This window comes from Haloquadratum walsbyi J07HQW2 (assembly GCF_000415985.1).
GTDB lineage: Archaea > Halobacteriota > Halobacteria > Halobacteriales > Haloferacaceae > Haloquadratum > Haloquadratum walsbyi_B.
The window spans coordinates 2,266,417-2,292,420 of record NZ_KE356561.1 but is presented as its reverse complement, the minus strand read 5'-3'; the positions used below and the strand labels follow the sequence as shown (position 1 = coordinate 2,292,420).

Below are 26,004 nucleotides of genomic sequence, written 5' to 3'. Positions count from 1 at the left end.
TAATCATTTCGATTAGTGCGTAATAATTTGAAGTTTCAGGTAATACTAAAACGTTTCTTGCATGAAATGCCAGTTCATCGGTTGAGTAGATGCCCGTTCCAACAATTTATTCATGTTAATATATTTTAAGGATTGCTCTGAGTTACTACATCTGGGCTTTCACGAAATGCAAGATGTGTCGCCACATCGAGCGTATCCTCTGTGTGTCGCGCGCTTCGCTCAAAGAGTATATGACACCGATGAAGAGCGAGTAACGGGTCAGGACGGTCATCTTCTAACTGCTCGATTGCTGCTTCCGAGCACTCGCGGAATGTGTGAAGCCGTTCGTGTGCTGATATAACGCGACTGTACTCTGGGTCGACGACAGCTTCCCTGACAGACTCAGCAGCAGCCCCAAGGGCGTCGTGTACTGACTCAACACCGTTAGCGACCCTAGTAGGTAGCGGTTCGACCAGATCCTCAGCCGCGATCACAGCTATCCTGTCGGCAATACCAGCCATTAGTGCGATGTCTTGAGCTGCTGATCGATACCCAATTAGCGGGAATCCCGATCCGACACCAACCATCTGGTTCAATTGTGGATTCCGGTACGTAGTGAACACGAGTCGGAGGAATAGCGAAAATAGCTTTTCAATTTGGAGGCTTCGGTCTCGTACCTGCTGGGCGGCGTCAGAATCAGCTGCCAGCAGCGCTTCGACGGCGCTTGATCTAATCGTTGCCTCTGTCCGCCCAAGCCGACCAAACAGAGTTGGTAAATCAAAATCACCCGGGTCGACAGAACATCGGATGGTGATGTGAGTGGCTGACTCTTCGACGATACCAAGCCCCATAAGCCGGCGCTGGGCGTCAAGGACAGCATCGTATTGCGCCGATGAAAGCGTGTCACCAGCTTCAATCCGAATAAATCCACGCCCAAGAATATACTGGGTGACGACCGCCCGTGAAAGTGCATCTGCACTCATCGTCTCGGCGGCGATTGTCGTCTTGGTCTCAGTTAGTGCTGGCTCTTCCGGGGTAACGAGCAATGAGCTACTGTTTTCATCTCGCTGAAGGATAAGTTGATCACCTTTTGTGATATCGTGATGATGAGCCCACTCGGCAGGCACGGTCACCGCAAGTGTTGAAGATCCCAGCTGCTGGGCTTTCCGACGGGTTTGTGGATATTCCCCTTTCATCGAGTACGACCTGAAAATTGCGTATCTAAATGCATATAGATAAAAAATATACGTACCTTTTACTGTATAAGCTTCTTGATGTTCGCTACAGCAGGATTCTACGAAAAAACCAAACGTTTTCGTATTAATCTTCGTCTTCACCGCCAGCGACGATTGTGCGCCGGCCGTCGGTATCAAGATTTCGAACCCCATAGCTGTCTTTCGTCATGTAAGCGACAGCCACGAAAACGACGAAACTCACACCGGCTGCGATGAATGTTGGTAGTCCATCGAATGACGATGTGAAAATATCGTTTTCAATGTATAACAACGTGTTTTGATACGCATACGTCGTCGGCACCAAAACAAATAAAATAACTCGAGCAAGCGAACCGCTAACCATCGAGGCTAATGCCGCCGGCGTAGTCGCCATCTCCGACCAGTAAAGACCCAACACTAGTGGAACAAACGCTCCTGCTAACATGATATCAAACGCTAACACGAGCAGCATCCCCGTCGCTGAAACACGGATTGCGAGGAATATTCCCAGTAATGTGATTGGTACAGTCATCAGCCGGGTGACGGTAAGAAGTTTGTCACTTTTCGTTTCAAGTAGACCCCCGCTAGCCGATCCACCATCAGTGACAGTGGGTGTGCTCTCATCAACGCGGATGTTTCCGATATTTCGTGCGATAACCGCCGATGTGCCGAGGATTGCACCATCGCTCGTTGAAAATGAGGCTGCAAGGATCCCTGCGATAACAAGTGCAGCTAGCCACGGTGGTACTGCGTTCTGCAATAGTGAGTACAAAACAGCCTGGTTCCCAACATCTACCCCGAGAGAGGTGAGAATTGGGTTGGCAGACAGTGCGACAATCGAGAACGGCACCCCGATAATCAGGGTCCCAGCCGCACCAATGAAGCATGCCTTGCGCGCAGTCTCCGGGCTATCAGCCGCGAATACACGTTCCATGAAGTCAATGGCAACAATATCTCCTAATCCAAGGGCGACAATAGTTGCCAGATTAATATACGCACCCTGACTTGGATCGGTCAATTGACCAATGTTCGTTGGACCCATTCCTGACGGGATGGTGAATCCATATTGTGTGCCAATAAATACAATTAAACCGACTGAGCCAATCAGTGCTACAGCAGCCTGTAATAAGTCAGTGTATGCAACTGAGAACAATCCTCCAGCAACAGTGTATGTCACCACCAAGACGGCGATAATCCCAACACCGAGTTCAAAGCTCGTGCCGACGAAAATCTCAAACAGGAACCCACCAGCGACGAGGTTTCCAGCCAAAAGGAAAGCATAAGCAAACGACATAATAAGACTGGCGAGAACCTCTGCCGTGCGTCCGTATTTTCGTCGATAAAAGTCCGGCAATGTGGTTAGATTCATACGATTCATTGGTTTCGCGAAAAACAGACCGGTCAAGAACAAACACGTCGCAAGCCCAAGTGGGAGAGCCGCACCAGCCCAAAATCCGAAAGAAGCAACAAGATCAGTATTCCCTAATGTAGCATTTGAGTCTAACGACTGCGCCATTAGTGTTGCCGCCGCAAGCGGGAGTATCAGTCCCCGACCGGCGACTATGTAATTCATGCTGTCGCCTTTTACTCTTCGTGCAACGTAGAACCCGACCATCAGCATCGTTACGATGATGCCGATTATCCCGTAAAGAATGATACTCATCTGGATTCTCCATGATTCAACTCACTGGTACTTAGTGCGCATTTGTCTGCTCCTTCTACTGAACGGCGACCTTTTGTATTCATGTAGTCGACAAAAGTGTAGATTCAACCATTGATTAAAAGTTTCATCCTATGTTTGTATATTTACTCTAGTGGTATGAGTGTGTACATACACTAAACCCATCTATACCAGTACATATATACAATTAATACACTTTGATGATTTGTAAGATAGAGCAGACATTACAGCGGTCTCACCACGAGATATTATATCTTCGAGTGAGTGAGAAAGTGCAGAGAGGAGATAGAAATTCAAACTCAAAAAAATACCGTTCATTTCAAACACGTTGATCAGATCAAGTTTGGTTGTCTCTTAGGATGTCAGAAGCCACTCTCATCAGCGCTCACCCTGAGAGCGCTTTTTTGTCAGACGCGGCGTGGCTGTTGTGTATGAAAAACACGATTATTCTCTCACGAGTCCACCAGCACGCTCATAAAATAGCCTGTCACCCATAACCTGACACTAGGTCTCAAAGACGAGCCAACTGTGAACCTGATTCATCTGCTTCGACCCGAAGCTCATGCCAGTTGATCACTCCGCGTCTGAACCCGCGGTAACTGAGTGCGTTCGATCGTGGGGCGAAAATGACAACTGCAAATCGCTCTGGAATTGAGCGCTTGTCAACGCTGCTAAGCCCGGCAACAGATTTGGCTGTAGTATGTGAGTGATAGAAGACACGCGGCGGAGGCGGAGCCCGGTCATCAACGACAGTCTTGAAGAATCGTTTCGGTTTCGCAGCCTCATTCTCGAATGGAACGTGGCTGGTTGCGCGAAGATGGCTACCCTGTCGATCGCAGTCAAGAAACCCACCGGCTTCTTCAGGATGATTAGTTGCGATGTGATTTTCAACCGCATCACGGAGTATCGGTGAGATGCGAATTGCCTGTGCTGACCACAGAATCATATCTGTATTTATATTTGGTATGATACAGGTGTTTTGACTTGATATGCCTGCTGATATACCCCATATCAAGATCATCGGTTATGGATAGAGCAATGAGACCTCTATCAAGGCTCCATTACTAAGCCTGAGAGTAATTGAACTACTGGGTAAGATTCAACGAAGACCTCTCGATCAGAGAAGTTGCAAGTATAATTCATTATAAAAACTGAAAATTTCGAAAACCACCAATCGCTAGGTTAGTAACTGTTTGGCGCGAGAGGACTAAAAACTGAGATTCATCTGGCGGCTCAAGAAAGTAACTCTCTTTTCGAAACTACATCCCATAATACGCGGTGAGTGCATTCAGCTGTGCACATACTATTAACAAAAAATAGGTGGACTGACAGATATGAGTAGTGAGTCTGACGGTAGAACCATGCCCACGCACGTGCTTCTACCGGTTGCGAACGAAGATGACGCATTAAAAACGGCGAGAGCTCTTGAACCGTACAAGCCAAATCATGTGACGACAATTCATGTTGTCGAGAAAAGCGGTGGCGCGCCGGATAAGACATCAGTCGAACAAGCTGAAGAATCATGTGCCGCCATCCAGTCAGTGTTTCCGGACGCCGAAGACCACACCGTCTATGGGCAGGATGTCGCAGCGGAGATATCCAAAGTGGCTGATGAGGTCGGCGCAAGTGCCATTGCCTATCGATCCCGCGGCGGGAGTCGTCTCATGCAGTTTCTTTCCGCTGATGTCTCGACAAAACTGGTTACCAAGGCTGATCGTCCAATCATCGCTCTCCCCCGTGGCGAGAAGACATGAGTGAGGACCTCGCGAAAAACCTTGGATTACTGGCGGCTCTAACTATCGATATCGGGACGATGATCGGTGCGGGTATTTTCGTCCTTCCGGGAGAGGCGATCCTCAAAGCCGGTTCAATGGCGTCAGTCACGTTCATCCTCGGCGGTGTTATTGCTATGTTTACCGCGCTGTCGGTAAGCGAACTTGGGACAGCGATGCCCCGCTTGGGTGGGGCGTACTACTACGTCAATCACGCGCTTGGTCCCGTGTTCGGCTCTGTCGCGGGGTGGGCTAACTGGTTCGGTCTAGCTTTCGCCAGCGCGTTCTATATGATCGGGTTTGGACGCTATATTGCCCGGATCTTCGGTCTTAGTGGTAGTGTCGGTGTTGCGCCGGTGTCAATAACTATCGTGCAACTCATTGCACTTGCTGGTGGAGCCTTCTTTATCCTCATCAACTACGTTGATGCAAAGGAAACCGGTTGACTCCAGAATGTAATCGTCACCCTGCTGGTCGTTATCCTTGCAGTGTTCACGTTCCTCGGGACGCCCTACAGAGCGATTGGCATCACTGGTGGGCTCATTCTCTTATTCATTATCATCGGTGATCTGACGCTACTTTCGGGTGCTGCATCGGGTATACATCTCATCATCTATGGATTGTTGAATCTCGCACTCATCGTGATGCGATATGTGAACCCCAAAGAATACAAACCCGCGTTCACCGTGCCGCTGTATCCACTGGTACCAATCCTTGGTATCGTTTTTTCATTTGCATTGTTGGTGTTTATCGCCGGAGATGCCTTGCTGCTCTCGTTTGGTATTGCTACCGCAGCGATTGTCTGGTATGTATTGTATGCCCGCTCTCGGACCGAGAAACGGGGAATTCTATCAAAATATATCACCTCACATTCCGAAGTAATGCCTGATGCAGCCGTCAATGCGGTTACCAGTGTTCAACCAGATGGTGGACAGTACCGCGTGATGGTGCCGTTAGCTAATCCTGAAAATGAAAAAGATCTCATTATACTCGCCAGCGCTATCGCCAAACAGCGCAACGGAACAGTGGTCGCTACGCACATTGCCACTGTTCCTGACCAAACGGCGCTTTCGGCTGCTGCCGATCGATCCGATAAGATGGACGAGACCTCAAAGCGACTACTCGACAACGCTCGTAAGGACGCTAAAATGTTTAGCGCCGGTATGAAGACACATGCGATCCTGTTACATAAATCCTATGAGGCTATCTTTGATGCTGCTCGCACACACGGCTGGTCTTGTCGTGATGGGGGTGGGACCCGGATTCACACGGCTCACCGGGATGGACTGAATCGATCATAGACGAACAGATCGAAACGATTCCCTGTGATTTCTTGATCTTCCGTGACCGCGGGTTCGACCCCTCCGCATCTTCATTCCCACAGCCGGTGGTCCGGATTCTGAGCTATCAGCTCATATTGCGAAGTTACTCCAGTCTGAATACGACTCTGAGGTGACACTACTCAATAAAGATGGGCGGTGTGCTAGTCGTCTCAAGAAGTCGGTCTTCTCCAAGTTATTGAGATCCCGTGGCTCTATGATCTCTGGTCCTTCCGTATCCAAGCCAGGTAGTTGACATATGGCACAGAGCGATTCGGGTTCAGATAGATGGACAACAACAGTGACAACAATAGACACCGAACAACCGAATTTCCCTGAATACCGTGGGTTTGTAATGACACTTCGGGGTCGGATTGATGGCGACGTTCGATTCGACGAATACACCAAAATTCTCTATTCGACTGATGACAGTATCTATCAAGCCCGACTAGCCGGGGAAGGTTCAAGATCATCATGATGTTGAACTCACTGAATACGACCTCAGGTTTGCTCCTGATCCAGCCTCATCAAATCGTTCGACGGTCGTCGGCGATATCAGGAACAACTCTACTGATGCACACTCGGGTCGATATGGGATCACTGACGCATATACTGGGGGATTGGAAACTCATCCTCGCTGACGGTGATGTGCACCTGGCGCGCCCTGTCGTTTATAACTCAATGCCACCACATCTAATCAAGAAGCTCACTGAAGCACTTGTCTAAAAGAGTTAAATAAGCACATATTCTCCATTGTACTGTTCAGATCAAATTGACTGTATTGAGAAAAACACTCAATATACTCTCAGTAAAAACCACTACGGGGATACACAAGATCGCATAGGCAGTCCAAATCCAAAATTATAATCGACCCCAGTGATGCTCAGGATTAAACTTGAAATGCCCCTTGCAGGGGTTTCATCAACAATGTTTGCTATCAGCGATGAGGTTGCGAACGTTGAACTCAACAATGCACTGCCCGTGGCGGATAATGATGTTATACTTTCTTTGACGGTGCAGTGCGATTCAGACGTTTCTGAGGAGACTTTCTCGAGCCAGTTGTCAAATTTCAAAATTATCGATATGGCGCAAACAGAAACCGAGTCTCACACCTACCATCTCAGTGTGCTGACTGAGAGTTCGGAGGCGCCAGTCCTCATGTCATTAACGACAAACGAGACAATTCCTCACAGAATCGTCGGCAAACGTTCACACATAGAATTGATCGCATCAATGTATGACTGGAGTCATCTTAAAACAGTTGCTGGAGCTATCGAAGAGAATTTCGGTGAGATTAAGTTAATTGGAACAACACAAACGGGCAAAATTGGATTTCCCCTCGGCGGAAACAAGATCAGACAAACTATGTCTGGGAAGTTATCAAAAAAACAATTAATTGTTCTAGAAACCGCCTATCAGATGGGGTATTTTAAAGTTCCACAAAGGGTAAATGCAAAAGAAATCGCAGAAGAACTCGGTATCAGCCGATCGACCCTAAGTGAGCGTCTGCGTAGGGCTGAACACAGCTTCTGTACATTACTTTTCGGATCATAATCATGACAACTATCTTTATTATTAATTCAACCAAGTCTCAACAGTTCATCAATGAGGTTTTTGAGTCGGTTGTTGCCGCGGATGAGGATGTCCATCTACTACAATTACCGTCTGTTCCACATCTTGATCCCCCTATAGAAGAGATAATCACTGAGATTGATCGCGATGTCAGATATACGGTAGACACACTTCCAGAGGAGGATACCGCTGCAAACCTGACCGAGTTTGCGATAGAAGTCGACGCTGATCGAATCTGTATTGGCATCCTCGATCGGACGAGCGCCGGTAAAGTCCACGTTGATGAATTGATGCAGTCGTTATTACTCCATCAACAACTCTCGGGGCATCTTATTTTCGGTGAACAGATCATGACCCTAGAAGGGTTAGAGTATGAGATACATCCGTCTAATGCTTGAGTTAATTCGTTATTTCGATCATACTGCGATTGACAAGACATTAGTCGACATTTTTCAAGTACCATATCTTCGCCTAGTCACTGCTTTGATCATTGCAAGGGAAAAATAGTCAGTGGGTATCAGTCCTTATATCCAAGAATAAATGATATCATTTTGATGATATATAGTCATTATTTAAAGAAGAACATATATCATCGAGATTTTTTCGATTTAGGAGTAATCACTAATCATTTAACAGGGTAATTCGTCACAATGGCAACCTCAGGTAATGATTCTTCAGAGCACAAAGCAGAAACATTGTCAATTGACGCTGGAGGAACATTGACCGATACGTTTCTGATGGATGAGAATGGCAAATTTACAGTTGGGAAGGCAAAGACTACTCCTGAGGATGAATCCCGAGGATTCATCAAATCATCTAAAGATGCACTCGGTTCATGGGAGCTCGATGTGGACGATGCTTTTCCAAATCTTGTCTCAACGGTGTATTCAGGAACGGCAATGCTCAATCGGCTGGTTGAGCGCGAAAGTGAAGTCGATGTTGGTATTCTCACCACCGCTGGGATGGAAGACACGCTCAGAATGGGGCGTGGGCGGCAGTCATATACTGGGTTTTCATACTCAGATCGTCTGCACGTGAATACGCACAAGCACCCAGAACCGCTTATTCCACGGAAACGAATCAGAGGTGTTCGAGAGCGGATCGATGTCAAAGGGAATGAATTGATCCCTCTCGATCAGTATGAAAACGACATCAGAGAGGGTGTTGCCGACCTTCTTGACCAGGGCGTCGACGAAATCGCGGTTATGTTTCTTCACTCATATCAAGAGGATAGACATGAGCAACGAGCGAAAGAAGTCGCCGAAGAGGTCATTGAGGAACATGATGCGGATACGACAGTCATGTTGTCGAGTGAGTACTATCCTACCCTGAAGGAACTTCCACGACTGAATACGCTTGTTGCGGAGGCATTTGCTGCAGAGCCCTCACGGCAACAACTGACGAGAGTACAGCAGTCAGTTGATGACCATGGTGGTGAGGTCGGCGTCCGAGTCATGGCGAGTCACGGTGGAACAATCGATATATACGCGAATGAGCTTGCACGGACACTGATCTCCGGCCCGATTGGTGGCATGATTGGGGCGAACTACTTCGGGAGGGAACTCGGCTATGATAATCTCGTCTGTACCGATATTGGTGGAACCAGCTTCGATATGGGGATCATCATTGACAATGACTGGAAAATCGATTATAGTCCAGAGATGGCTCGACTTCTGTTGTCATTACCAATGGTCAACATGGACAGTGTCGGGTCAGGAACCGGCAGTTACGTTCGAGTAAACCCAACATTCGATAAGATCGAACTCGGTCCAGAGAGTGCTGGAGACAAAGTCGGCGTCTGTGCGACTGAGACCGATGTTGAGACGGTAACTGTGACCGACTGTCACGTTGCATTAGGTTGGATTGACCCAGAGAATTTCCTTGGTGGCGACATGCCAATCAGTCGTGAGGTGGCTGAAGAAGCTATCAAAGAACAAGTCGCAGATAAATTAGATATGGGTGTATACGAGGCGGCAGAGGGGGTTATCAAGATCCTCGAAAACAAATTACAGAACGATCTTGAAGCTGTCGTGACTGGTGAGGGGTACGCCCCATCGAACTTCAAGTGTCTCTCTTATGGTGGAGGTGGACCGGTCCACACAGCCGGATATACACAGAATCTGAATTTCGATGAGGTACTCATCCCAGAGTGGGCTGCTGGGTTCTCTGCGTTTGGCTGTGGTGCAGCCGATTATGAATATCGATACGATCAGACCACGAGCATCGATATTGATGCTGATCTATCCATGGATACTGCAGCCACTACTGCCGGAGCAGAGTTGACGCAAGTCTGGAAGGATCTCGAGGCGAAGGTCAAAAATGAGTTCGACAAAAGTGACATTGGAATGGATGAAGTTGAGTTCCAATACAACATCCTCGGGCAGTATCAAGGGCAGCTCAACAGCATCGATATTCGGTCACCTGTTTCTCGCGTTGATAGCCCCGAGAAATTAGCCGAATTGATAGATACATTCGAAGAGGGTTACCGACGGCAGTACTCCGAAGAAGCACGGTCCCCAGAGCTCGGACATACGATCACACAGGCATCTGTCCGCGGTGTTCGTGATGTCGTCAAACCAGAGATTCCGACAGAAGAAGTAATGGGCGCTGAGCCACCTGCTGACGCAATCAAGGGGTCACGCGAGGCATACTGGGACGGTGAGTGGGACAAAACAGATGTGTATGATCTTCATGCCCTCAACCCAGGTAACGAACTCAGTGGTCCTGCAGTTCTTGAAGGTGAGGCAACGACATATGTGGTTCCGCCGAATTACAAGACATCCCTAGATAAGCACCGCGTTCACCACCTCATGCCTGAGGAGTAATCGGCAGTCTCATATTGCAGATATTTCGTGTAGATATGCATCTATCACACTAGAGGGTCATGAGGCAAAAATCCACCCAGAGTGAGGTAGGTGCACTACACCAGCCTTCATCTGGCTGTAAACAGATGAAAATATCAGACGACATATGAGTTCAGAAGAACACGCATCAGACGGATCAGCAGAAGAACAGCACGGTCAAAGCGAAGAGAGCTTTCCACTCATGCAGGAGGAACAGCGAAAAGTCCGAACAAAGCTGCAAAACGGTGAAGGTATCGCCTGGGGCGGACAGAGCCTTCGCGGACAGTTCGAAGATATTGAGGAGAAAACCGATGAGACAGATCACTACGCAGGGTTCGAAAAGCTCTCGCTGAAGGATGAAAATCCAATCGAGTACGAGCAGATGTTCGCACAGTTGCGTGGCGAACTCGTCAACGCACGGGAAACCTCAAAGGAGGTCGCTGCAACCCCGATTGTTGAACAGGAGGGCGAACTCTGTTATGGATTGTTCACACCGGAAGGAGACTCGATTGCAATATCGACAGGAATCATCGTGCATATCCACACGATGAGTGAGGCAATCAAATATATGATCAATCATGATTACGAGGAAAGTCCTGGGATTGAGCCCGGCGATATTTTCGTCAATAATGATACGCATGTGGGCAACGTCCACCCCTGTGATATTGCGACCCTCATTCCAATTTTCCATGATGGCGAGCTAATTGCCTGGGCTGGTGGTGTCAATCATGTTATCGATACAGGAGCGGTTGGTCCTGGAAGTATGAATGTATCTCAGGCTTCTCGATTCGGTGATGGGGCTCACTACACTGCTCGAAAAATTGGAGAAGATTTCGAAATATACAATTCTTGGAAAAATGACTTCCCAGACAAAACCAGAACGCCGGATTTCCTGAAACTTGATGAGCGGACGCGGATGACTGGTTGTTTGATGATTCGCAACGCAGTGAATGATCTTATCGACGACTATGGGATTGAGAAATTCAAACAGCTCTCTCGTGAGGCGATTGAGGACGGTCGTCGGGGCTTCCGAAGTCGGATCCAGAAGACGATGTTACCGGGTACCTATCGTGGTGCATCGTTTGTCGACGCACTTTATGAGGGACAAGATAACCTCTCACGACCGTATGCGAGTGAGAATCATCTTATGCACGCTCCCTCTGAGTTGCATGTTCGTGAGGATGGCTCCTTCCAGGTGTCTTTCGAGGGAGCTAATAAGTGGGGTTGGCATCCATATAACTGTACGCCTGCTGCTATCCAGGGTGGTATTTGGGTAATGCTCACTCAGACGGTGATTCCGAATAAGTTAGTCAATGACGGTGCGTACTACAGTTGTGATTTCCACCTCCCAGAAGGGTCGTGGGCAAATACACAGAACACGGAGACTGCACACGCGTACGCGTGGCATTTCCTCGTATCTGCGTGGGCGCCACTCTGGCAACACCTCTCACGTGGATACTTCTCCCGTGGATTCCGCGAGGAGATCAACTCCGGAAACGCGAATACCTCAAACTGGCTTCAGGGCGGTGGCATTGATCAGTTTGGCAAGCTTCATGCGGTGAATTCCTTCGAAGCTGCCTGTGAGGGCACCGGAGCTCGCTATGTTGAGGACGGTGAACCACACGCTGCAGCGATCTGGAACCCAGAGGGCGACAGCGGTGACGCCGAGGTCTGGGAGATGACCGAACCGCTGCCGTTCCTTGGACGAAATGTCAAACCAAATACCGGCGGTGCAGGTCGACGGACAGGTGGCGCAGGCTTCGAGTCAATGCGGACAGTCAAAGACGTGAGTAGATGGCTGCTTTATGAAATGGGTAATGGGTACATGTCGAGCGATAGTGGTCTCTTTGGTGGATATCCAGCCGCCTCAGGCTACATCCTCAACGCCAAAGACACCGATCTGAAAGAACGATTTGAGAGTGGAGAGGATTACCCACAGTCTGACCTAGACCCAGAAAGCGGTGACTTTGAGTCTAAGGTCGAGGCTGATGTTACCCGTCGTCCTGAGGGTATTAGCACACCAAAGGAATTCGATGAGTATGATATGTACCTGAATTACCTTCGCGGGGGTTCAGGGCTAGGTGATCCACTAGAACGAGAACCAGAGAAGGTCGTTGAGGATATTCACGACGGGTACGTCCTACCTCGACACGCTGAGGACGCATATGCCGTCGTTGTCGATCAAGTTGACACTGAAGCTAAACACAACTCTGCTGTGCAGGGTGAGTGGGAACTCGATCAAGAAGCGACTGAAAAGCTCCGCGCAAAGCGGATGAAGCAACGTGCAGAAAAAGCCAAGCCGGTTTCCGAATGGTTAGAAAACGAGCGCGTGCGTATTCAAGAAGAGGATCTGATTGAGGACGTCAAGAAAACATATGAGAGTAGCATGCGGATGAGTAAGCAGTTCACCGACTTCTACCGCAATTTCTGGGATCTATCAGATGACTTCCGCTTCTCACTAAGCGAGGATGCTGCGAAGTCGCTTGAAAATCGGTTCAAGACTGGTATGAAGAAGAAATGGAATAATCCAACTAAAAGTCACGAAACGTGGCTTGGAGTCGGTCGAGATGATGAACCAGAGGTACCATACACATGGAACAGCGAACGGTCGATTCAGGATCTTTCGGGTCCAAGTTTATCCTTCGACCAAGCACCAAGAGCACAAGCAACGGATGATGACTAATCCAGAGGTGAATACAAATGCCAGAAAGCTATCCCCGTGAGATAATCGAAGACTTAGTCGACGATAATCTCGAATGGAGCGATTTGCACGATATGATGAGTGATTTCAAGGACGCGGATCGGTTTCAAACGGTTCGTGATGTGCTTCAAGATCGGGTCGATTGGGACGACCCGATTGTCATTCCATATGCAGATCATCTATACGTCGTTGCTAAACCAGGAGATCAGTGGATAATCAAATGCGACTGTGGTCATGAGTTCTGCGAACACGACAAGAACTGGAAGCATGATGCCTTGATTAACGTTCGAGATACAGAGAAAGAGTATCTCGAAATCTATCCTGAAGACATGCATCCACACCCAGACTACATGGAGCTTCGAGAGTATTTCTGCCCTGGCTGCAAGACGCTGCTTGAAGTAAACAACGTCATGCCCGGATATCCTATCATCCACGAGTTCGAACCAGATATTGAAACATTCTACACAGACTGGATTGACGAGCCAATCCCATCGCCGGATTCACAGCCAGCGTAAGCTCTCGATACAGACGTCTTTCATTTTCGCGATCAGTCCTCGGTATGATATGGTATCTTGACAGTAGTTTTGTCTTGTCGCTAACTACACATGCTGGCATTATTTACTAGCGCACTCACTTTTTAAGATGGCGAAGAGTATCGATGGAGTGATTAAGACCTCATTTATGTTCAACAGACCTGCACCCGAGAGTTCAGTTAGATGCTGTAGAGTCTGTATGACACAGATACTGAGACGGAATAGCGCACACTCTCATCAGAATAGTGTGTGACTGCTCAGATTCAAGAATGGATGAAGCATCGGCAGTACCCAAGATATCACTTATCAAATCTGGCACATCTGTTGCACCTAATAAATTCAGACTCATCCGGATATTGAAATAAAAGACGCGGCAATAATGAGCAGGTGGTACTTAATGTCGTCAGTACGGGACTATATAGAGCGCAATCGTAAGAAATGGAATGAGGAGAAGCAACATTGCAACAGCGTATCCGAACATCTCGCGAGCTCTGATACCGGTTATAGCAAGCAATGGGAGTGCCCAAAATGGGTTCAACAAGTTTGTGTGGGCATCGCCAACGGCATACGCAATTGTTGCCTTCCCTGCTGGGACACCAAGATCGCTCGCTGCTTGAAGCACTGACGGTCCGACAACAATCCACTCACCGCCACCAGAGGGAACAAAGAGATTAATAATACTACCTGTGAGCCACGCAATAATCGGAAACGTCGCAGGACTTGCAACAGCAACGAGTTGATTCGCGAGCAACTCCGCAAGTCCCGATCCACTCATGATCCCTTGAATTCCCGCAAAAAACGGAAATAAAAGAATGATTCCAGCCGCAGAGGACGCAGCCTCACTGAACTTCTCACGGTATGCCGAGGGATTGGTGTAAATCAGTAGACCAGCAAAAAGGAATCCCCAGTTCACGACATTAAGTGAGAGGGCATCCAGCCCCTGCTGGGCAAATTGGAAAACGAATAGCCCGACACCGCTGAGCGCGATAATGATGCCAAGAATCCGGCTGTTGTCGATCAACTCAGCAGGGACAGGGTCTGCTGTGGCGCCAGCACTGGCGCTGACGGTGGCGCCTGATCCGTCTGTGGCAACCTCATCTGTTTCCTCATTGTTTAGAGTCGTCGGGTCAACAAACTCTTCGATTCCCTGTGCTCTCTCTGAGCCAGGTGCAAGTAGATAGAGCATCGTCGCGGCGAAGGCAACCGAGAGCACAAACAGGATAATTGCATAGCTGCTGAAGACTGTTGCCGACGTCGGGACAACTCCGTTGACAATCCCCATTTCAATAAACGCGTTTCCTTCTGTTGCAATCTGGAGTGGTGCAGAGGCTGAAAGTCCCCAGTGCCAGGTTAGTCCAAGACCCAGGTAACCAGCTGTTGCGAGTAGCGGGTAGTGGACGTCGATCCCTTTCTCGTGAGCCGTCACACCCATCTCACGTGCAAAAATACCACCAAGAATCAGACTGAATCCCCAATGAATCCAGCCAAGCACCATTGCTACCACGCCAACAAGAACTGCCGCCTGTTTACCGCTTGATGGAATCTCGGTTAACCGCGTGATCACATCATTGACTCGCGGGTGATACGCAATAGCGAATCCAGTCATGAGAATTAATGCCATCTGCATCGCAAAAGTAAGGAATGCCCAGAACCCGTCATACCAACTTTGAATCAGCTGCGCAGGACCGGAACTGGTGAAGGCTAGTCCGGAAAGGAAGACCAGATATGTGAGGATGACCGCGAATAAAAATGGGCTTGGCATCCATCGTTCCACCTTATCAGAAAACCAATACCCGACCCGCTCAATGATTGTGCCGTTTGTTGCTGACATGCACTAATATAATAACATGAAAGATATTGATAGTATTAATATTTTATTACGACTACGATATGGATACATCCGAAGAGAACCGTTGGTGTCGGTTTATAGGGGATACAGAGTTCTCGTTAATCACAGATATCAGTCTAATTGAGGCGTTAAACGTCTGATTAGTGATTGGTGATTGAGGGAAGATCACGAGCAGGTGGCAGAGACAGTGTTTCAATTAAACCTAAGACAACCGCTGTTGAATGGGTATTACCTAATGGTATCATAGACAATTCAAGATTGACATCCTCCCGCGCCTGCAGACGACGGAATCCCGACCGCGTTTGGGATATTATGACTTGGAGTCTACCACTTGTTCCTGCAGTTGGAATCCGCTGGACAACTCACAGAGGTAGACGTCGGGCTGTGCTAACCAGCCGGGGGTCCTATCCCCCAAACTGGGTGCGGACTCGGAGTTACTTTCACTATTGCTGATGTCGAGACGGATATTCTCCGCCCCCGCCCCATTGTCAGCGTTGAACGCCGCATCACACGCAACATGTCTTGCTCGTGTCGCGTTCTGACACTTCTCCGAGTTGAATCCCCTCGACCTTCTCCTTGTATTCGAGAATCGAGGTGAAGCGATCGAACGCCCATGCATGCAAATCAAGGTTGCCGTGTGTGCCCCAATTCTTCGACTCACCGTTGACCGTTCTCGTCCTCAGAGACACTCTCCAACCCACCGACCTGAATGCGCCCAACACCCCTCTCAAGACACCGTTGAACAATATACTTCGAGAGGATGTGGAAGAAGTGGAGTGAACTGGGTGCGGCGCTCCGACCACTTGGTGTGAAGACAAGTGGATTTTTGTCCGCCCGAGTGATTGCATTTGATGGTTTCCTTCAGGAAATAGTAGCCGTCCCTGTCCTGTTTCAGACGATTCCCGGGGTACAGATCGGCATCCTCCGTGCTGTACGTGACGGCCGCGAAGTGACAAATGCCGAGGTCAACACCCACACCGTTTTTTCGCCTTGTCGCAGACGGCTCTGACTTGTTGCAAGTTCTCAACTCTGACATTGGGGCGTGTCTCGTACTCGAGAAGAATGAATTCCCACGCTTTCGAGTGTTCGTTTTGATTGCGACCTTGTGAGAGGCGAACTTGATCGTCGGTCACATTCACCAGTGTACGTATTGAAGATGAGACGGTCTGGTATCTCATACAGGGAGACGGCTCGGTGTGCGATATAATAAATACGGCGGCAGCCGCGCATAAGTCAGTCAAAACAACGACAGCAGTATCGAGTGATGAACAGAAGGGGCATGTCAAATCGACGTCAAGACGGCTGATATACATCGTTCTCTCAAGACTGAGGAAGTCGTAGTGGTCACCGTCTCCGCTAATGCACGTTCGACGGAATTCTTGCTACATCTACATCTAACCGACCGATACCAGTGTTGCAGACATTATCGATATCTTCCGAACGCAGTCTCCGGCGATGCATCTACAATCAAGAGAAACGATTGAGCGTGAGTCAATCGACGCACAGGTGTTCAGTGAATTAGATGAATACCAACGACAGGCAATAGAGACTGCAACACGAATGGAATTTTTCTCTCGTCCTCAAGATGCACCGGCTGGAGATGTTGCAGACGCCCTTGATGTCGGTCGAACAACGTTCAGTCGCCGTCTGAAGAACGCACAAACAACAGTGTTCAATCGGATGCCTGATCAACAAAGTGATACCGGCTCTGTGGATGATTGAATAATAGTTGACTCACCATTGCCCTTTCTGAGTGAATGACGCTCAGTTGATTCTAGCAATCATATAGTAATTATACAATATTCTGACTCTACTGTCATTATCTCAGCAATCCGACATCGTACATATGCTGTTTGGCTGCTTTTGCTGAATGAAACTCATTACCGCATGCATCACAGGCAATCGTCGACTCTGCGTTCGTTTCCTCAGTCGTTTCGATCATCACATCTAGTTACATATGATGATCCATATTTGTATTTTCTCGCTTGTGTGTTACTCATACACAAACAGTATGGACATAGTTTAGACAGATTCGAGCTGTTCTGTCGCTGAGCGAATCAGTCCGTCAATAATTTCGGGTGTTGTCGGATGATATGCTCGATCTGGGAGTTCCCGAACATCGAGTCCTAACTCAACGGCGATTTGCATTGTCTTTGCCATCGGGTCAGCATGGTAATGCAGTCCCTGCCATCCAAGTACCGTGCCGTCAACATCAACAACTAACCGGGCAAGCCCATCCGGCACATTCTTCGACTTGAACACTCCATCGCTCGCTGTCTCCCGACTCACGGAAATAAATTCATGATCACTTGCTTCCGCGGACTCAACTGAGTGACCTACCCGGGCATATGGTAGAACCCCAAGTCCGCTGAATACAACATGATGATGCACATTTTGATACGATGTGAGGTCATCGCCGGTTGCATGTGCACGAATGTTATTCGCAGCAGTGACACCCTGTTCTTTGGCAACGTGGAGGATTGGCTCTCGTCCGTTTGCATCACCAGCAACGAAAATCCGGTCATTCCCCCGGGCTTGCATTGTCGCCGGAACCCATCCGGGCTCAGGATTCACCGATGTATTCTCAAGCCCAAGATTATCAACTGCAGGTCGCCGTCCGGTAAATCCGAATAGCTGATCTGCTTCGATTGTCTCTTCACGTCCTTCCCGTCGGACCGACATCCTTACGCCACCGTCTGCTGTCGATTCAACACGACGTTCGTCCGTTTCAGTAAGCACGGTTATGTCGAATGCATCGCGATAATACGATAATAATGCATCACCAAACGCTGGGTCAGCCTCATCAAGCGGTCGAGAATCATGCTCAATGACGGTGATATCCATCTCTCCTGCCTCTGCAAGATACGGAACCATCTCCATGCCGACGTATCCGAAGCCCATGACAATTCCCGAGTCTCCAAATGAGGTCGCATCAAGGACATCCGCGCTTGTCATCATTGAAACATCCTCAATACCAGGAAGCGACGGCTCATTCACTGAAGAGCCGGTTGCGATGACAACATAATCTGGCTCAATGGTAGTGTCACCGACTGAGAGTGTTCGGTCATTGAGGAACTGTGCTGTTTCAGTGTAAAATTGGACGTTCTCCTTCTCAGCAAGTTCCTCGACGCCTGCTCGTCGATGTGCTGCGAAATTTAATACACGTTTATTTTTTGTCTCAACAACTGAATCGAGATCAACATCCGGCAGTGGTCCATCTAAACGGTCGTCGTGTCGAGCCGCAAATCGATGTTCAGCAGCTGAAAGCACCTCTTTTGATGGCATACACCCGCGAAGAATACAGAGTCCTCCTCCGGGGTCGCCGTCATCAATCATCGTAACCTCAACCTCTGGCATCTCGGCAAGTTGCTGCGCGGCAGCAATACCAGCACTGCCGTATGCACCGATGACGGCAACGTGTGTTGACATAGTTTTATTATGACACCCATCTGATTAACGGTTCGGTGGCGTTGTCCAATGTTCACACAGCCGTGTGTTTATTTATGTTCGATTCTTCCTTGGAGACTTCACAAAGCTGTATGTATTGCAAGTTATTTTTAATCAAGATACAATATGATACCGCTCACTAACAGAGCAATTAGACTATACCAGATATCGGAACTGAGATAGATACCTCCCGACGGAAGCGGCGCCCAGGTGAGTGGATACAGATACGGCGGTGTCATTGCATCTGTCCGGATAACAAGAAAATCAAGAAACACATGCACCATCGTACCGAGACTGAGAGCGTCAAAGATGGCACGTCTCTCATCAGTGCGGAAGAATAAAATCACAGCAAGAATGAAAACGATTACTGAGTCAACTGTTTGAAGTGCATATCAAGACGCTCTGATGCCGAATAAAATAATCTCTGGTCCTGCGGGTAACAATCCCTTGGCAGCATCCGGAATGACTGCTTCAAGCATCGTAATTCCAACATAACGACGGTTAAAAGAACAAATCCGCCATACTGCGAGCGTGCTCAGAATATACATCACGAGGACATGTGTCAGTAAGTCGCTCATTGATTACGCGGGACGATTGCCCAATCTCTGGCATCTACCTTCCAGTGGCGAATGAAGACAAATAATCAAAGTACCACACCGCCTGCAGAAGCGACGATCATATACAATCGATTGAATTGAGGACTCACGATGATACGTTCAACTTCGAGTTGTTGCTCTTTGAGCGTGCCATATACCTGAATTCAATCACCAGAACGCACTGTCAGGTCGTTCGTTTGAATATACAGTGTTTGTCCGTGCGTGACACTGATTGTATCTTTTTGAACCGTATCCACACGAGCCCAGAAGTTCACCTGATCGCCAACGTGAGATTCATAATTATTCCGTATATCCTCTTTTGTTGGATACGGCGATTGCTATTCGACGTGTTGGGCGTAATTGATCATCATCCCTCCGTTAATAAATAAAAGTAAACAGAACACGATAGCTCGAAACCAGAGAGTGAAGTTCATATACGAGTGAATGACACCGAAATATTGTCAAAACTTCTGATTATCTACAGATTATGAAGCGAGTGTCTCGGAAATGCTCAAGATCATGTGATAAGACGTATAGTTCTTATTTCAAGCAGTAATTTCCTGAACTTGGTCGGGTGGAACACACCGGTTGATAGTATCCTAACAGTGGTTGATAATATAACCAATGTCTATATCTGAAACCACAGTAATTTGATTTGGAACGCTGGTTTGTGCGTCCGGTTTCGAATACCGAAAGTCATATTTCAGTGTCGATCAGTCGTTGATGATGGCACTGGATTATCTTGATTATCCGTGTTGAGGGCGTCAATACGATTTTCAACAGCTTTTGAGATGATCTTCTCAGGTGGAAGCCCGTCATTGGCTGCTTCTGTATATGAACGAGAGAGTTCTGACACATACTCGACTACGGCTTGCGTGACTGTCTCATCAACCGCAGAAGCACCGACCGCGACGGCAAGTGCAAAGATATCAGCTTCAAGATTCCCATCATGTGCAGCACTCTCAGCACTCTCTGTCCGATTGAGCGTTTGATCCCGACCAAAGGCGCGGACAACGTCTACAGCCCGTCCTGCGGCATCAGTCTGAGCAAGCAACGCGAATCCACGTGAGACAAATACGTCTGCGGCAAGGACCTTGAGATCAGCGTCAATGTCGCCAGATTCGGCTGTGGTATCTTTATTTGTATTTACACTCGCATTCTTATGTTTGTCTCCATCGGTTGTCGTTGATGTGACCCATGGTTCTGTGTCAGCGAGTGATCGAGTAAGACGTAGCCCTTCATATATCAACTGCACAGCTGCTGCACGGTCAATTAGCGGCAATCGGTGTACGCTTTCGCCCGCGTTTGTACGCTGATACTGGTTGACATGACGATTGTCGGGATCCTCATCTGCTGTTTCAGCGTTCAGATTACCATTCGGTTCGATATCGATATCGATATCGCCGTTTGTATTTGGGTTATGAGAATGCATTTCACCGTCATCAGACGCTGTTTCAGGAACACGTCCATGCTCGCGAGTCCCTCCAGATGTACTTCCAGCTCCATCGCTGATTGGTGATCGGTCTCGATTAGTTACATCCTCAGGGTTACCACTATCATCAGGACTACCAAGTGCCCGAGCGCTCGCAAGTGCAAGCACGGCGGGTGTCATCGCCGTATCTGTGAGGCGAGTGTGAAGCGCCGTGCGGAGAGGACCAGGTTCAATATCCATAACTGCCTCTCTGGCGGCGTCACGGACCCGCACGGCATCGTCCATTGAGTACGGGTAGCTGGGGCAAGGGCAAAGACCTTTGGAAAATCACCGTCATACGGCGACCGAATGTATTTATAATCAGTTTGAATCATCGATTCTGTGTATTGTAATCACTTCGTTGATGAACTACAAACGGGCGTGAGATGACTCCTCTGTACCCTGATATATGAGATTATCTGACGGAAATTTTATGCTTATCACAATCAGTACACATGTTATATATCATAGCCGTAGTCAAATAACTAATTCAGAACGACGGAATCTCCAATCTAATGACTTCGTTTCAGGGCTAAAGCGGTGTGGGCTTTGATTTTGAAGCTCTATGACCACCGAAGGCGTACTCGCCTCGCATCTATACAGCACTGACCGTCGTCGTTTTTATTCACCACAAGCAAACAATACAGTATGGATGATCGAGTTCACCAGCATGCATCACTGCTCATTGACTGGAGTGCACGCATTGATGCTGGTGATAACGTCGTTATCAACGTAGCTGAGGGTGCACACGATCTGGCAGTTGCTGTTGCTGACGTGCTCGGTGAGCGAGGCGCAAACCTCGTGACGACATACAATTCAGCAGAAATCTCACGGGCATACTCCCGGGCACATGACACAGACTTCGAGTCAGCACCAGCACATGAGCACGCATTATACGACAACGCTGATAGTGTTTTGATCCTTGCTGGCGACCGCAATACGACCGCAACAGCCGATGTGAGTGGTGAAACCAAACAAGCAGCTGCACAAGCAAATGCACAGGTGCGAGAAGCACGGATGTCGACCGATTGGGTCTCAACAGTGCATCCAACACGGGCACTTGCTCAGCAAGCAGGAATGGCATATGAACAGTATCAAAACTTTGTCTATGACGCAATCCTCCGTGACTGGGAGACATTAGCTGATGAAATGGACCGTCTCAAGCAATATCTCGATGCTGGGAGCGAACTGCGCATCGTGAGTGATGATTCAAATACCGATATCACAATGTCAATAGAGAACCGAACAGCGGTGAATTCAGCAGCGTCCGTTGCATACGACTCACATAATCTACCATCTGGTGAGGTATTTACCGCACCTGTCGAGACGGCTGTCTCAGGAACCGTACAGTTTGATGTGCCGATGACGATCCAAGATACACGGATTCGCGACGCAGTGTTAACTTTCGAAGATGGGACTGTTATTGATTATGATGCCACAGCAGGAGTTGACACGCTCGGTAATATTCTGAACACCGATCCTGGCGCCCGACGACTAGGTGAAGTCGGGATTGGAATGAATCGTGGAATCGATCAGATAACGAATAAGATATTATTTGATGAGAAGATGGGCGACACCGTCCATCTCGCGGTTGGGCGTGCATATGACGCCTGTCTCCCTGCAGATGAGTCTGGAAATGACTCAGCCGTTCACGTTGATTTGATTGCCGACATTGGATCCGGTGCACAACTTGAGATTGATGATGAAATTATCCAGCGGAACGGACAATTCCGATGGGAATCCGGCTTTGAATATGCATAGGTGTTATAACACAGATCATAATGTTGAAATCTGGAATCCATGAAGAGTGAGACAAGAAGTCAAATTGAAAACCTGAAAATTGAAACTAAAAACTAAAAATAAAGCTGAGAGTACACGGACACACCACACGCACAGATCAGTCCAGGAATTGAACATCGGTAAATTCGAATCGTGCACCGTCTTGCTCACTTTCAGCAGTGGTGATATTAATCTCCCATCCATGAGCGTCAGTAATCTGCTTGACAATTCGTAAACCAAATCCGGTTCCCTCTCCGGTTGTTGAGTATCCTGCCTCAAAGACTTTCTCGCGGGCAGATTCGGTGATTCCAGGACCAGTATCTGCCACGTAGAAGCCATCGTTCATGACACCAACTAAAATGCGCACGTCCTTGCCGCCATGTTCAACGCCATTTCGATAGAGATTTTCTAATAGTTGTTTGAGCCGAGTTCGATCGGCTTTGAGCGTCTGTGGATCTGAGTGTCGATCCTCGATGGTGAGTGTCGCCGCCGCTGTCTCTACCGTCTCCCAACATTCCTCAGCCATATTATCAAGTCTAACGGGTTCGATGTCGTCCACTCGGTCGCCCTCTCGTGACAATCTCAATAGGTCATTAATGAGTCCCTGGCACCGCTCGATTGCATTTTGTGCTTTCACAATGTGATTATCCTCAGTGCTATCCTCGCCGTTGTGAATATCCCGAGTCACTGCCAATTCGAGATGACCTTCAGCCACGCTGAGTGGATTCCGCAAGTCATGAGAGAGAATGCTCGCGAACTCCTCTAACTGTTCGTTCTTTTGTTGCATTTTCTGCCTATTCTTACTTTCCTCGGTGATATTTTGCGTGACTGCCATGATTTGAGTGTTCTCCTCACCCTCAAGTTGAATTGGCACCGTCTGAGTCTGGTATCGTTCGCCTCCATACTCCTGTTCAAATGTGTTGGCAACACCCGTTAGCGCTTCTTCAAGATACTGACAGAGTTCATCAGCAATATCCCGTGAGAATATATCATGCGGTGTCTTACCCTGAACATCATCAGGTGAAAGTCCGACTCTGGATAGCTCTGTTCCGCGGGCACGGACATACTCAAGATCACGATTGAACAGATACACCGCGCCGTCGGGGAAATTCTCCATCAGCGTCTCGTAGTGATGTTTGAGTTCTCGAATATTCTGTTCGCGCTGTTTTTCTGCTGTAGTATCACGAGTTGTGAGAAGTACGAGGTCTTCATTGGGTTGCGTTTGAACGTCAAGTGACGTGAGTCTAAGCTCACAGACACCTGTTGGTTTGGGGAGTTTAGGATTGACTTCGATGCTGCCTTGATCAGTCGTATTAGCGACGAGAGAATCAATCTCCGTTTGAACTCGTTCAATTTCGTTTGTAGAAAGAATCTCCATCTCAGTGAGAGATGAGAGCTGACGACCACGCCAGTCCTGCCCAGAAATCTCCTCAATATATTGAACCCGATGGTTGACAAACTGGAATTCGTAATTAGAATTAAGAATATAAACGCCTTGTTCAAGATTTTCTATAGTAGTCTGATACCAATTGATATCGGCTTCGATTTCTTTACGATCAGTCAGGTCCTGACCAACCCCGATTAACCCAGTTACATTTTCATCAGTGTCGGTCAGCCTTGCACTGGTAAATTCATATGGAAGACACTCGTCATCAGCAGTAAGTAGATCAGCCTCGATAATGACTGGTTGCCCTGATAGAGTTGTTTCTATTGCATCGGCGATTGCCTGACGATCCTCACTAGAGAAAAACTCGGGAGCTTGCATGTTGTCCAGTTCCGAGTCGGAATAACCCGTGACCTCGGGAACGCGGTCGTTCCATCGTCGAAGGCTGCCGTCCGTTCCGAGCACATAGATCAGGTCATCTAACGCATTGAGTGACTGCTCGATAAACCGTTGTTGCGTCCTGAGTTCCTGTTCACGTTCGCGACGGTCAGTAACATCATGGATAGCACCTCTAAGTGTGGTGACAGCGGTCTCATAATGAGTCTTATTTTTATCGTCGTGGAGGTTGGCACCATCGTTATTATTTTCAACTGGTGTGAGCGTCACATCCACTATGCGCTCAGTGCCGTCTAGCGATTGAAGCCGCCAACCCCTACGTGTTTGCTCGCCTGTTTCGATCGTTCGGTTGATAGTTTGCCGTACCTCTGATTGGTCATCTGGATGGTAGAGTTCGATTGTTTCTTCCAGTGAGATGGGTTCGTCATTGGGTACCCCCACAAGTCCCCGGTAACCATCGGTCATCAACACATCATCGGTGTCAACGTTGATCTCAAATCCACCAGTCCCCCCGGCAAACTCCGTTAATCGCATCAATTCATCTGTTCTGTCAGCTCGCTGTTTCATTCGTTGCGTCCGGACAGCGTTCCTAATCCGATTACATAACAACCCGTACTGTTCAGTGCCGGGTCGTTTCTGGAGGTAATCGGTAACTCCTGCAGAGATAGCGTCGCTTGCGACCTCCTCACTTCCCTTCCCAGTAAATAGAATAAACGGAATCTCAGGGTAATCCTCTCGAATAGTTTTCAAAAAATCGATTCCATCCATTCCGGGCATATCATAATCAGAGACAATACAGTCAGGTGGTCGGAGTCGGTCGGGATTGTCTACAGTCTCTAATCCCTCTGTAGCGCTTGTTGCTGTCTCAACAGAGATTCGGTCGTCTTTGCGTTCGAGAAACGTCCCTGTTAACTCCGTGATTGAGGGATCGTCATCAACGTGGAGAACCTGAATCTGTGTTTCAGAGCCAGGTTGCATGCCAGACGACTGCATGTGTATGATCATTCGTCAATTACTCAAAAAATTGTTGTCGTAGAATCAGGTTGGTGACTTCTTTTTTTGACGGGCAGTAGATCATAGACATTGCGGGGGCATCGTCCGAACGGATATAATATTCAACATATTCGAGTGGAGTCCCCTTCCTCAAGGAGAGAGCGAATCGGTTTCCCCGATGAGCGAAGTAGGGTGGGGTAGTTGACTGGTGTCGATTACCGCCCATCGGTGACAGGGTGATCTCCACTGTAGGTTTCTGTGTCTCCGATATGATACGATCAAAGGTGATCTGTTGTTCTATAGCATAATGATATGTCAGTGATCTACGCCTGAGAAACATCAAAATTATTAGATAAGCTAGGTCAGTAATGTGAGCCCAATCGATGAGTATGCACCCTCTTTCGATTATGAGGGCTCCTGGTTTTTTGTCTGGTTCTGCGTCCACTCTTCTAATCCAACGGCAGCAGCGCCAAAT

The 26,004-nt window shown here is 48.2% G+C and carries 19 protein-coding genes and 2 pseudogenes; 10 read left to right on the top strand and 11 right to left on the bottom strand.

Translation table 11 applies throughout. The features are described from left to right. Window positions 1-125: 125 nt before the first annotated feature. The 3 genes from J07HQW2_RS10710 to J07HQW2_RS10700 form a co-directional block, all read right to left on the bottom strand. On the bottom strand, window positions 126-1,175 hold the full coding sequence (locus J07HQW2_RS10710) for an AbrB/MazE/SpoVT family DNA-binding domain-containing protein (protein ID WP_021055527.1): 1,050 nt from the start codon (window positions 1,173-1,175) through the stop codon (window positions 126-128). Window positions 1,176-1,299: 124 nt separating this feature from the next. Beyond that, window positions 1,300-2,856 carry a high affinity choline transporter 1 gene (locus tag J07HQW2_RS10705; protein ID WP_021055526.1) on the bottom strand — a complete coding sequence of 519 codons (1,557 nt, stop codon included), beginning with the start codon at window positions 2,854-2,856 and terminating at the stop codon, window positions 1,300-1,302. Window positions 2,857-3,385: 529 nt separating this feature from the next. Next, entirely contained in the window at window positions 3,386-3,820 is a 435-nt protein-coding gene (locus J07HQW2_RS10700) for an MPN domain-containing protein (RefSeq protein WP_021055525.1), read from the bottom strand. A gap of 388 nt (window positions 3,821-4,208) precedes the next feature. Between J07HQW2_RS10700 and J07HQW2_RS10695 the strand changes: the two genes are divergently transcribed. From J07HQW2_RS10695 to J07HQW2_RS10655, 8 genes and pseudogenes are all read left to right on the top strand, one after another. Continuing rightward, entirely contained in the window at window positions 4,209-4,628 is a 420-nt protein-coding gene (locus J07HQW2_RS10695) for a universal stress protein (RefSeq protein ID WP_021055524.1), read from the top strand. Beyond that, a pseudogene (locus J07HQW2_RS10690) lies at window positions 4,625-6,113 on the top strand (amino acid permease); the annotation flags it as partial. The gene J07HQW2_RS10695 and the pseudogene J07HQW2_RS10690, both read left to right, overlap by 4 nt. A 111-nt stretch (window positions 6,114-6,224) precedes the next feature. After that, window positions 6,225-6,443, top strand: coding sequence for a hypothetical protein (locus tag J07HQW2_RS20040; RefSeq protein WP_021055521.1), 219 nt, complete (start codon window positions 6,225-6,227; stop codon window positions 6,441-6,443). A 422-nt stretch (window positions 6,444-6,865) separates the two neighbouring features. After that, complete coding sequence (locus J07HQW2_RS10675; RefSeq protein ID WP_303704082.1) at window positions 6,866-7,519, top strand: helix-turn-helix domain-containing protein; 654 nt, start codon at window positions 6,866-6,868, stop codon at window positions 7,517-7,519. Window positions 7,520-7,521: 2 nt separating this feature from the next. After that, complete coding sequence (locus J07HQW2_RS10670) at window positions 7,522-7,935, top strand: hypothetical protein (protein ID WP_021055518.1); 414 nt, start codon at window positions 7,522-7,524, stop codon at window positions 7,933-7,935. Between the two features lie 252 nt (window positions 7,936-8,187). Further along, the gene (locus tag J07HQW2_RS10665) at window positions 8,188-10,362 is read left to right on the top strand and encodes a hydantoinase/oxoprolinase family protein (protein WP_021055516.1); all 2,175 of its coding nucleotides are present in this window, start codon (window positions 8,188-8,190) and stop codon (window positions 10,360-10,362) included. A 145-nt stretch (window positions 10,363-10,507) separates the two neighbouring features. Next, window positions 10,508-13,063 carry a hydantoinase B/oxoprolinase family protein gene (locus J07HQW2_RS10660; RefSeq protein WP_021055515.1) on the top strand — a complete coding sequence of 852 codons (2,556 nt, stop codon included), beginning with the start codon at window positions 10,508-10,510 and terminating at the stop codon, window positions 13,061-13,063. A 17-nt stretch (window positions 13,064-13,080) separates the two neighbouring features. Further along, a complete protein-coding gene (locus J07HQW2_RS10655; protein ID WP_021055514.1) occupies window positions 13,081-13,596 on the top strand; it encodes an acetone carboxylase subunit gamma in 516 nt (171 codons plus the stop codon). A 421-nt stretch (window positions 13,597-14,017) separates the two neighbouring features. On the opposite strand, the gene J07HQW2_RS10650 is transcribed toward J07HQW2_RS10655, so the two are convergent. Further along, the gene (locus J07HQW2_RS10650; protein WP_021055512.1) at window positions 14,018-15,445 is read right to left on the bottom strand and encodes a short-chain fatty acid transporter; all 1,428 of its coding nucleotides are present in this window, start codon (window positions 15,443-15,445) and stop codon (window positions 14,018-14,020) included. A gap of 328 nt (window positions 15,446-15,773) precedes the next feature. Next, window positions 15,774-16,590, bottom strand: a pseudogene (locus tag J07HQW2_RS10645) (transposase); the annotation flags it as partial. Between the two features lie 328 nt (window positions 16,591-16,918). On the opposite strand from J07HQW2_RS10645, the gene J07HQW2_RS10640 reads away from it, so the two are divergent. Continuing rightward, entirely contained in the window at window positions 16,919-17,185 is a 267-nt protein-coding gene (locus J07HQW2_RS10640; protein ID WP_021055510.1) for a helix-turn-helix domain-containing protein, read from the top strand. Window positions 17,186-17,282: 97 nt separating this feature from the next. Here J07HQW2_RS10640 and J07HQW2_RS18550 read toward each other — a convergent pair whose 3' ends face one another. The 5 genes from J07HQW2_RS18550 to J07HQW2_RS10620 all read right to left on the bottom strand — a co-directional run bounded on the left by J07HQW2_RS18550 (window position 17,283) and on the right by J07HQW2_RS10620 (window position 21,223). Next, window positions 17,283-17,405, bottom strand: coding sequence for a hypothetical protein (locus tag J07HQW2_RS18550; RefSeq protein ID WP_021055509.1), 123 nt, complete (start codon window positions 17,403-17,405; stop codon window positions 17,283-17,285). A gap of 80 nt (window positions 17,406-17,485) precedes the next feature. Beyond that, a complete protein-coding gene (locus tag J07HQW2_RS10635; protein ID WP_021055508.1) occupies window positions 17,486-18,892 on the bottom strand; it encodes a dihydrolipoyl dehydrogenase family protein in 1,407 nt (468 codons plus the stop codon). A 128-nt stretch (window positions 18,893-19,020) separates the two neighbouring features. After that, complete coding sequence (locus J07HQW2_RS18545; RefSeq protein ID WP_021055507.1) at window positions 19,021-19,257, bottom strand: hypothetical protein; 237 nt, start codon at window positions 19,255-19,257, stop codon at window positions 19,021-19,023. Window positions 19,258-19,302: 45 nt separating this feature from the next. Further along, window positions 19,303-19,488: a hypothetical protein gene (locus J07HQW2_RS18540; RefSeq protein WP_021055506.1), complete on the bottom strand. Its 186-nt coding sequence runs from the start codon at window positions 19,486-19,488 to the stop codon at window positions 19,303-19,305. A 721-nt stretch (window positions 19,489-20,209) separates the two neighbouring features. After that, window positions 20,210-21,223 (bottom strand): DUF7114 family protein, encoded by a 1,014-nt coding sequence (locus J07HQW2_RS10620; protein WP_021055505.1) that lies wholly within the window; start codon window positions 21,221-21,223, stop codon window positions 20,210-20,212. Window positions 21,224-21,625: 402 nt separating this feature from the next. Here J07HQW2_RS10620 and J07HQW2_RS10615 point away from each other — a divergent pair, with 402 nt between their 5' ends. Continuing rightward, complete coding sequence (locus J07HQW2_RS10615) at window positions 21,626-22,738, top strand: aminopeptidase (RefSeq protein ID WP_021055504.1); 1,113 nt, start codon at window positions 21,626-21,628, stop codon at window positions 22,736-22,738. 136 nt (window positions 22,739-22,874) lie between these two features. Here the strand turns inward: J07HQW2_RS10615 and J07HQW2_RS10610 are convergent, their stop codons facing one another. Further along, on the bottom strand, window positions 22,875-25,529 hold the full coding sequence (locus J07HQW2_RS10610) for a hybrid sensor histidine kinase/response regulator (RefSeq protein WP_021055503.1): 2,655 nt from the start codon (window positions 25,527-25,529) through the stop codon (window positions 22,875-22,877). Between the last annotated feature and the right edge of the window lie 475 nt (window positions 25,530-26,004).

What these genes read in the sequence shown, in the direction of transcription:
- J07HQW2_RS10710 (WP_021055527.1), bottom strand. Translation starts at nt 1,175, where the DNA reads ATGAAAGGGGAATATCCACAAACCCGTCGGAAAGCCCAGCAGCTGGGA.
- J07HQW2_RS10705 (WP_021055526.1), bottom strand. Translation starts at nt 2,856, where the DNA reads ATGAGTATCATTCTTTACGGGATAATCGGCATCATCGTAACGATGCTG.
- J07HQW2_RS10700 (WP_021055525.1), bottom strand. Translation starts at nt 3,820, where the DNA reads ATGATTCTGTGGTCAGCACAGGCAATTCGCATCTCACCGATACTCCGT.
- J07HQW2_RS10695 (WP_021055524.1), top strand. Translation starts at nt 4,209, where the DNA reads ATGAGTAGTGAGTCTGACGGTAGAACCATGCCCACGCACGTGCTTCTA.
- J07HQW2_RS20040 (WP_021055521.1), top strand. Translation starts at nt 6,225, where the DNA reads ATGGCACAGAGCGATTCGGGTTCAGATAGATGGACAACAACAGTGACA.
- J07HQW2_RS10675 (WP_303704082.1), top strand. Translation starts at nt 6,866, where the DNA reads ATGCCCCTTGCAGGGGTTTCATCAACAATGTTTGCTATCAGCGATGAG.
- J07HQW2_RS10670 (WP_021055518.1), top strand. Translation starts at nt 7,522, where the DNA reads ATGACAACTATCTTTATTATTAATTCAACCAAGTCTCAACAGTTCATC.
- J07HQW2_RS10665 (WP_021055516.1), top strand. Translation starts at nt 8,188, where the DNA reads ATGGCAACCTCAGGTAATGATTCTTCAGAGCACAAAGCAGAAACATTG.
- J07HQW2_RS10660 (WP_021055515.1), top strand. Translation starts at nt 10,508, where the DNA reads ATGAGTTCAGAAGAACACGCATCAGACGGATCAGCAGAAGAACAGCAC.
- J07HQW2_RS10655 (WP_021055514.1), top strand. Translation starts at nt 13,081, where the DNA reads ATGCCAGAAAGCTATCCCCGTGAGATAATCGAAGACTTAGTCGACGAT.
- J07HQW2_RS10650 (WP_021055512.1), bottom strand. Translation starts at nt 15,445, where the DNA reads ATGTCAGCAACAAACGGCACAATCATTGAGCGGGTCGGGTATTGGTTT.
- J07HQW2_RS10640 (WP_021055510.1), top strand. Translation starts at nt 16,919, where the DNA reads ATGCATCTACAATCAAGAGAAACGATTGAGCGTGAGTCAATCGACGCA.
- J07HQW2_RS18550 (WP_021055509.1), bottom strand. Translation starts at nt 17,405, where the DNA reads ATGATCGAAACGACTGAGGAAACGAACGCAGAGTCGACGATTGCCTGT.
- J07HQW2_RS10635 (WP_021055508.1), bottom strand. Translation starts at nt 18,892, where the DNA reads ATGTCAACACACGTTGCCGTCATCGGTGCATACGGCAGTGCTGGTATT.
- J07HQW2_RS18540 (WP_021055506.1), bottom strand. Translation starts at nt 19,488, where the DNA reads ATGAGCGACTTACTGACACATGTCCTCGTGATGTATATTCTGAGCACG.
- J07HQW2_RS10620 (WP_021055505.1), bottom strand. Translation starts at nt 21,223, where the DNA reads ATGGACGATGCCGTGCGGGTCCGTGACGCCGCCAGAGAGGCAGTTATG.
- J07HQW2_RS10615 (WP_021055504.1), top strand. Translation starts at nt 21,626, where the DNA reads ATGGATGATCGAGTTCACCAGCATGCATCACTGCTCATTGACTGGAGT.
- J07HQW2_RS10610 (WP_021055503.1), bottom strand. Translation starts at nt 25,529, where the DNA reads ATGCAGTCGTCTGGCATGCAACCTGGCTCTGAAACACAGATTCAGGTT.